At 35.5% G+C, this 8,430-nt stretch carries 8 protein-coding genes; 1 reads left to right on the forward strand and 7 read right to left on the reverse strand.

All coding sequences use genetic code 11. From position 1 onward, the window contains the following. Positions 1 to 138 precede the first annotated feature (138 nt). Positions 139 to 801 carry a Len family endostatin-like outer membrane lipoprotein gene (gene len, locus ND812_RS18135; RefSeq protein ID WP_135640249.1) on the forward strand — a complete coding sequence of 221 codons (663 nt, stop codon included), beginning with the start codon at positions 139 to 141 and terminating at the stop codon, positions 799 to 801. 479 nt (positions 802 to 1,280) lie between these two features. On the opposite strand, the gene ND812_RS18140 is transcribed toward len, so the two are convergent. The 7 genes from ND812_RS18140 to ND812_RS18170 form a co-directional block, all read right to left on the reverse strand. After that, on the reverse strand, positions 1,281 to 2,030 hold the full coding sequence (locus ND812_RS18140; protein WP_265376722.1) for a hypothetical protein: 750 nt from the start codon (positions 2,028 to 2,030) through the stop codon (positions 1,281 to 1,283). Further along, positions 2,017 to 2,778 (reverse strand): hypothetical protein, encoded by a 762-nt coding sequence (locus ND812_RS18145; protein WP_265376723.1) that lies wholly within the window; start codon positions 2,776 to 2,778, stop codon positions 2,017 to 2,019. Before ND812_RS18145 ends, ND812_RS18140 begins: the two co-directional genes overlap by 14 nt. Positions 2,779 to 2,935: 157 nt before the next feature. Then, positions 2,936 to 3,700, reverse strand: a complete 765-nt coding sequence (locus ND812_RS18150) for a hypothetical protein (protein WP_265376724.1) — start codon at positions 3,698 to 3,700, stop codon at positions 2,936 to 2,938. Then, the gene (locus ND812_RS18155) at positions 3,667 to 4,461 is read right to left on the reverse strand and encodes an SH3 domain-containing protein (RefSeq protein WP_265376725.1); all 795 of its coding nucleotides are present in this window, start codon (positions 4,459 to 4,461) and stop codon (positions 3,667 to 3,669) included. Before ND812_RS18155 ends, ND812_RS18150 begins: the two co-directional genes overlap by 34 nt. A gap of 56 nt (positions 4,462 to 4,517) precedes the next feature. Further along, positions 4,518 to 4,910, reverse strand: a complete 393-nt coding sequence (locus ND812_RS18160) for a hypothetical protein (protein ID WP_167881971.1) — start codon at positions 4,908 to 4,910, stop codon at positions 4,518 to 4,520. A 190-nt stretch (positions 4,911 to 5,100) separates the two neighbouring features. Then, positions 5,101 to 5,868 (reverse strand): hypothetical protein, encoded by a 768-nt coding sequence (locus tag ND812_RS18165; RefSeq protein WP_265376726.1) that lies wholly within the window; start codon positions 5,866 to 5,868, stop codon positions 5,101 to 5,103. Beyond that, positions 5,865 to 8,430 (reverse strand): M23 family metallopeptidase (locus ND812_RS18170; RefSeq protein WP_476737897.1); only part of this gene is annotated, 2,566 nt, incomplete at its 5' end. The genes ND812_RS18170 and ND812_RS18165, both read right to left, overlap by 4 nt.

The following is an 8,430-nucleotide window of genomic DNA, read 5'->3' on the forward strand; positions in this document are numbered from 1 at the left end:
ATTCACAAGTACGTAACTTTACCCGCTACATTAAGGTCTTACAATTATGTCACAGGTCGAAAAATCTTTGTCAAATATAGAAATTAAACTCGAATTTTGCACTTGCACACATGGGTAGAGAGTGTCAAATTGACACTCATGAAATTCAATAATCGACTTATATTAGTTTTCTTGCTTAGCTTTTTAACGTTAGGTGCATGCAAAAAGTCAGACAACGGAAACGATGATACTATATTGGCACTGCTAATAGCACAATCGCAAACGGCAGTTCCTTGTTCAACAAGGTGTCATATGTTTTTAAGTTCTGCCGTATTAGGAAGTTTGGTGGGCGTTGGTGGAATTACAGGAGCAGACGCCTTATGCAATGGCGATACAAGTAGAGTGCGCGGAAAAACATACAAAGCCATGGTTGCAGTACCTGGAGTAAGAGAAGTTTTAGGTAATCCGACTGGAACACTTACATATACGGATTGGGTATTAAAGGCAAATACTTTTTATTCGAACAGCACAGATACTTCGAATACAACAGGTTCAACCACTACTTCGAATCGAATTTTTCGTGATTCCAATACCACCATGCAAATGAATTTTGCCCTAGGAACTAACGGAACACGTTTCTGGACAGGAATGACCATCACAGGGGGAAACCTCGCCAATGATGTAAATTGTAGTAACTGGACAAGTCTGAACGGAGGAGTTAATGGAGTAACAGGTGTAGTAGGAGCAAGCACTACGACACTTGTAGAAACGACAACAGATGCTTGTAACATTTCGAAAAGAGTAGTATGCGTAGAGCAATAAATATTTTGACTATTTAATCAATTCCTTTCGCAGAAGAGAACTTATTTTTCCCTAATAAATAATTAAGTTCTCTTCTTATATCTATTTGACTTAATCGAAAATCCCATCACCTTACTCGAGAGCGATTAAAAAGATTTGAAATACAATTACAATTATAGTAAACTTGTTGGCTCTTAAAGAAAATTAAAACTACTAAGTAAACGTTCGTAAAATCATTTACAGGATGTAAGAATCTGACTTCCCTTACTAGTTACGTGAAGTAGAAATTAAAATTCAAAAGATAGTATTACAAAAATTACGAAATTAATAATTATTATGTATAATTATATTTAATGCTAAATAACGAAAACGCTTGAAGATCTACAAGCTAATCCTATTTCGATAGCACAAAAAAATCCAGATATTTGCGTTTGTTTACATAATATAAGTATTTCGAGATTCTCACAAACATGAAACAACATCGAATTCAATATTTACATTCAATCTAATTCATACAAACATTCTGCCGGGTATGCATCAATTATCGAAGTTTGCATCACATGATCTCCTTGGATTAAAAAATAGACTCGGAATCGAATCCAATCTAAATCTTCCAATCCTTTCGCTTTTCCTAAATAATATTTGATATCATATTGTGCTTGAATTGAATAACTATTGCTCTTTGGATCCAATACCCTATCTTCTACAGAATATGGTTTTATTTCGACTTTCTTTATTTCATTGAAAAATAATCGTCCAAAATTGCAAAAGGAGTTTTTTTCATCAAGATTTTGTCTTATGTAATCATAAATTCTTTCCAGATCTTCCTGTGAAGTATAGTCAACACCTCGATCATACTCACTGTAATCTATACCAATTTTTTTAGCAGCAACAGCAAGGAATGGTCTATATAATGAATACGCAAATACCGCTCTCCCTTTTTCGGGTTCCGGATTTTGAAAAGCATCAAATAGAGACTTTGCTCTTGTTGAAACAAACCGTTTGGCAAATTCCCTCGGATCAATTCGATTCTTAAAAAATTTAAGGTTTAGATTCTCATCTGGTTTAAAGTATATAAAATTGTAATCTATACTCTCTCTATCTTGCCTTTGCTCTTCGATCCATTTGGTCCCATAGAGCCCAATAGAAGGATCATATGCATCAGTTTTCGGAGCGCAGGCAACGTATGAAAATAAGAAGACAATCGCTAATTTCGAAAAGTGTTTAAAAAAGTAATTACCAATACTCAAAATCTTCTTCCGGTGGGCGTAAACTTCGGATATGACTCCAACCTTGGTGATTTTTGAAATCTTCTATACCAAAAAAAGTTTCGTTTTCACCTTTCCCATATACTCTCAACTCCACATCAAAGCTATGCCATCCTTCTAAGCCATCTTGATTTAGAATGCCTCTAGGAAAGAATATCGAATAAGTTAATTCGTATTTTTGAAATGGTTTTTTTTCATTTAATTCTCTTAGCTTAACTTCACTTACACTAATCCCTAGATATGGAAATTTTTTTTCAAATAAGTAATGAAGATCACAAAAGGATTTGTTGGACCTCAAGGTATCATGAATGTATTTTTTTGCTTTTTCAAATTGTTCCTGACTTGTAAGTTTTTCATCGTTATGAATCCCAATCTCCTTTTTCGCTTCCTCCGTAAATCGCCAACCCAAATGCTTTTCGATAAAGTCGTAGTCTTTTTCCTCTAGAGCCTTTCGCAGTTGAATGACAAATGGTAGAACTTTTGATTTCGCAATTTCACGAGGATCAAGTTTCGATTTGAGTAGAATATCATCAATTGCAGGGCTATCCAATCTGTAATACCTAATCCCTGGAGCCCATTCATCTGGACTGGGTGCATCCAACCAATCCGATCCAAAAATGCCAATGTCCGGGTTTGCTGTATCCAAAATAGATTTTGGTTTACATCCAACTAGTCCAATCAGTACAACAAACGCCAGAAAATAAATTCTATTTAGTAACTGAATACTCATGGTGCCACCGTGTCTTACCAAGGCTAAGTTGATGATTCCGCAGATTTCGGCTTTCTACCATACATACAGCACTTCCATCAATAATATTTTTAGCACATTCTACATATAAAGTTTTGCTTAAGCAAGTTCAATTTTCCCAAAACCCATAGAATTCAATCTATATTTTTACAGAAGAAACACATATAATGCCTTTTTCTTGGCTAAAGTCTTCTTCAATTTCGATTTTATCTGAAACTCCATAATAAACTTGGTGAAAGAATATATCTTCAGTGTTATCAACTAACCAAAATGAATCGATTCCAATTTTACCAAGTTTTTTAAATAGGGAAGTATTTTTAAAAGTCCCAATACTAGAATCTGGAAGTACTTTACGTTTTAAATGATGAGACATTTTTTCACACCAAAGTCCTGCTTCTTTGTAAGTTCCTTCTCCTAAATAAACAAATTTTGTATCATTTAGATTTGATGAAAAATATTCTAAGAGTCTATTGCTAAAGATTGAAAAGTAAAAAGGAATTGTCTCTTTATTTTGAACACAAAAACCATATCCTACTGGAATCGTATTTTTAAAAATATAAGTTTCTTTTGTCTGTAATATGTAACCCAAATGATAATCTAGACGTCCTTCTCTACTTGACGATAAAATAGTATACCTTTCAAGATTAGCCATTCTGGTTCTAAGGTCTTTTAATCCACCAAACATATCCGCCCAGAGAATTTCTTCTATATTTGGTAAACGATATCCATGTCGATTGCATGCAATTTCCGCCAAAATAAAATCTGTACCACCAACTTCTTTTTTTACTTCTAGATCAAATAAATTGCATGTGTTAAGAAAGCATAAGAGAATTAAACTATAACCAAGTATTCTCAAGTGACCAATTTTAATTATTTTTCCCTCCAACCATTCATTTTTTTCCATTCATTTGCTTTTTCTCGAATAGCGACTACATCAATTTCACCAGGTGCACGGAGAAAAGCTCCATACACAAAACCAACACTCCCATCGTCTAACCTAACTTTTGCCCAAGTACCATAGTGCGGAAATATCTCTTCATAGATTTCCGTATCAGCTATAACTTCAATAGGAGTATCTTTTTTTAATTCTGTGGAAATTTCAGATTTAATTGAAGGTTCCTTTCTCACTCGAACTTTGTGATCGGCTACAAAATATGAACCTGGAATTCGGTATGGTACTAAGTGACCGCAACCTTTTTCACATTGTGCTTTTTCTTTCACAACTTTTACAACTTCCCCTGATGAATCCAAATGAATTATTTCTTGGCAAGGTTTTTGTCTGAAATAGCAGCCAACAGTTTCAATTTTGCCATTCTTGAAATCAAATCGTAGTCCATAATCACCAGGATAAGATGGCCTATCAGGCGGCATAACAGGTTCGGTGTTTACGATTCGGTCAATTAAACCATTATTAAAGTAAAATTTCTTCTCTCTACCTTCTTCATAAATATTAAGAGATTCTTTAAAAGCAATCGTTGCAGATAACTTGCTTCTTTCTACAACAGAAGTATTAATTTTGACTTTATATAGTGAAGATTCGAAGTAAAGATTTTCATTCCATGTATCTGGATATATTTTTTGTTTCATTTCTCTAGAAAGCGGAACGTGGCTTTCAGCTAGATATCTCATCTCAGGTAAATAAATGGTGTTTTCTTCAGATTTCAATTGTGATTCTACATTTTGTGTACATCCAAACAGAAGAGTAAACAGGATTAAGTTTCTCATTTGTTAATCTCCGTAACATGTAGGTGATGTCTATGATTCCACATTTGTTTTACATTGTCATCATTTAATGTAAAGGGTGGATCATGCTTTAGGGCCATTTCTCTCATCATTTTAGAAAACTGTGTTCTTTGTTCTGGGTTAAGACCGTCCCAGTCATTGGTGAGAATCCAATTTTTTTCATCGACAGCTGTAAAGAAATTCGGTATTTTATTACCATTTTGATCCACTAAATAGTAAGGATTATATGAAAATTTATTAGAAGCCTCAGTTGATACACGATCTAGGAATTTGTCAAGTGGTGGTTTAGGCTGAGGTACTTCTCCGTCCTTAAAATCACCATTATATTTGATTATGCTAGTTTTTCCATTTTGATCTTTCACATAACTCACATCAAACGAATATCCTCCTTTGTGGCTACTTCCATCTCCACGAAGAACTAAAGATTACCCAAAAGAAGTTCAATCTGTTTCTTCTCCAGATCATCATCTGAAATATTCTTTTACTTCTGCTATCGTTTTGTTTTTTAGCCTATCTATCATTTGATTTAAAGATTAATCGGATTATAAATTGGGTTTAGTTTTACTTCCCAGCCTTAACCTGTGACGCCAAACCATCTGTCAAAAGATCCAATTCTTCTATAGAAAATCCACGCAACTGTTCATCTTTTAATCCAATCTTTGGATCTTTGACTGCCACCTTCAGTGCTTTTTTAACATTTGATAGATACTTTTCAGGAAAAGTATTGTCAGCTTCAATATAACCGAGGAAACTTGCGCCAAGATCATCTTCGACATTGACGAGTGCTCTGTCCTTAATGGTAACTATTGCCCATGATATGGGAGAACTGCCATAAGCTTGAGATGAATTTTTAAAGTAGAATTTACACTTTATTAGAACATCAGAATAATTAGAGCATTTAACATAGTTTATTAACCCTTCTGAATTGCTTCCCGCAGTGTCGAAGCTAGAATACGTTTGAATACGATACTTAAATTGTCCTTTGTCCGACCCAACTTCGAAATAAATTGTTGTTGAATTATCGTAACCCATGATTTGACTAGCCTCTATTCCTTTAATAAAGATAAGAGCATCTTCCTTCCTTCCGAAATAAAAATCGAAATCATCTAATATTCGTTTTGTTTCAATACTCTGCATATTGTCGAAATCCTCTTTCGAATTCCCAATTATGCTCCCTTCGCTAATTAAAACATCTGCTCTAATTTTAGCATAATTGATTTTTGCTTTTTTTGAGTTCGTTTCTTCTGCATTAGCATTAGGTAAAGAATCTTCTTTTTTACAGTTGTATAAAAACAAAAAGATTAATGTCATATACAGAATTTGCTTCATTTTATTAGTCCTAATTTTTTTAAAAGTGGTATATCTTCTGGAGTCGGAACTCTAGGCTTAAATATGTCATTGCCCTTCGCATCTTTTCCAGCATAAAAACTAAACTCAACGTGAGTATGATCACCTGGATTACCAATCGACCGACCGCTATTACTTGAGATCGATATTGCCTGGCCTGGTTTGACCTCCTTTCCTTTCTCGACGAGGATTTGTCCATTATGCGCAACGGTCACACGCACTCTGTCGCTATCAGATCCAACTTCCATAGTCACAAACTTACCAAAACCTTGTGAGTGTCGCGAATTTTCCCCAGCAGAATCGCCGTTATTGAGTTCAACGACTTTTGCTTTTACAGGAAATCCAATCACAGAACCTTTTTCTACTCCATTGTCAGCACCCAAATGTAGGGCAGGACTTTCTGTTCCTGGGTCGTTTCGGAGTCCAAAGTCACTTGTGATCGGTGATCCTGGAACCCCTGGGAGCATCAAACGTTCCCCGTGAAAATCCATATAACGAACAAATCCAGCTCCTGGAGGGAGCATTCCTGAATCGGTTGCGATCGTTTTTTCAGTGATCACTTTGGAGGCAAGGGGACTAGCTTCGCCTAGCGTGACATGTTTGTCAAATAACGAATTGGCTGCGGATGAAATATCCCTATCATCCTTACCGTAAAACAAATCGTATACGGTATCTTTCCTGTTTGTAGAATCTAGCGAATTGGGACTTGCACTTCCCATTAAGTTCGGATCTTCCTTGATTAGGGCTGTCATCCGTTCTGCTTTATAGGCCTTTTCTGCTTTTAACATATTCACCTGGGAATCAGATATGATTTTTTTCTCTGCGTCAATCTTCTTCTGCATTTCCGATTCAAAGTTACTGCGTTCTTTGTTCGTAGCTGGAGGCTGTTTGGCATCCATTTCTGTTCTCTTTTTTTGAATATCGGCTTCCAATGATTCTAACTTTCTATTTGCTTCTATATAATCTGACTTTGCCGCATCAAATTTCTTTTCTAAGGCGTCCACTTTGGCTTTTGTATCTGGATTTTGAATCTCTCTCTTTTCCAAAGTTTTTCTCAGTTCGTTAATTTTAATTCTTTCTGACGGCTCCACAATAAACTGGGTGTCTTTAATTGTTTTTGCATCTGATAGCGGAGGATATACTTGGTCTTTGTAAACATCTGGTGCGTTTGCTAAATCAATTTGTTTTCCAAGATCTCGACCAACTTCACTTTTTAGGAAGTTTTTCTTCTCTTTGAGATAAGCATCCAATAATTTTTTATATTCAGTGCTACCTGGTTCTGCCTTAGTATTGAGTAGATTTTTTTCTGCTAATTCCACTTTGCTATAAGCTGACTTTAATTTTGGATCCAGTTCTGGGCTATCAAGTTTTGCTAACTTTTTCGCTGCATCGAGTATCTTTGTTTTGTTAATCCCTTCCGTAATGCTTGCCTTTTCGGACTGAATGTAACGCTCTGTTGCTTTGGTTGTCCTTTCAACTTCTGCCTTGGCTTTCAAAGTTAAAGTTTTGATTGACTTTGTAGCTGTGTCTAAATTCTCTTTTGCTGGCTTCACTAAATCATCATACTTTTCTTTTACTAACTTCTCTGCTATTTTTTGATCTAATTCACCTTTTGTAACCATTCTGCCATAGGCTTCTGCATAAGCAGAATATGCCGAGACAGCTTCACCATATTTTCGATTTGCAGTATCTACCGATTTTTCAACGGTTTCCAAAGCTGCTTTTGCATCATTTTCTGCCTTTTTCAGTTTTTTCCCTTCTTCAGAGCTTAAAATCTTTTCTTTATTTGTGGCTAATTTTATTTGTTTTTCTCTGTCATTCGCAGTCGAACGAAGGGACTTCACAATGGATTCATTGTATCCTAATACCAATATGCTTGATTGAGGATTTCGCGATATTTCCGTCCCCCCTCTCTCCGTTGTCGAACCATGAGTTAGGACAACATTCGCTTCAGCTATATTTCCACTATCGATTCTTGCTTGCGATAAAATGATTAAATCAGCTGCGTTTGGTTTCCTGACTATTTCCTCACCAGTTTTTTCATTTCTAATTAATGTATATAATTCTCCATTAGAATCTTTATACATCACTTTAATGGATCCATCAGGTTCTTTACTATACAAACCGCCAGTAGCTGGATCCAACCAATACCCTTTTGAATCTATGTTGCTTTCGATTTCCTTTATTTTTTCATTTTGAGAATATTCTTCTTGGTTTCCCTTATTGCTATCCTGAGAATTCCCACCCCCATCATTTTCCTTCCTGCCTAATCCAAGATAACCTAACATCATAAAAGCTAGAGACCCTGCAGTCGCAGCACCTGCAGCTGTATTCTCAGCGTTTTGTTTTTTCTCATGTGCAATCAATTTCGCATTTATTTCTTCTGGCGTTAAGTTCTTTGCACTTTCAGCAGTTGCTAGACCATTTTTAACTAGTTCGTCTCTATTCCTTTCAATATTCGCGATCTCTTCGATATCATCTTGAGTCATCGTCTTTAATTGTTCTTCAGTTACCTTCCGTAGAGCAAGTGTTTTATCTTGATTC

This window comes from Leptospira limi, assembly GCF_026151395.1.
Classification (GTDB): Bacteria; Spirochaetota; Leptospiria; order Leptospirales; family Leptospiraceae; genus Leptospira_A; species Leptospira_A limi.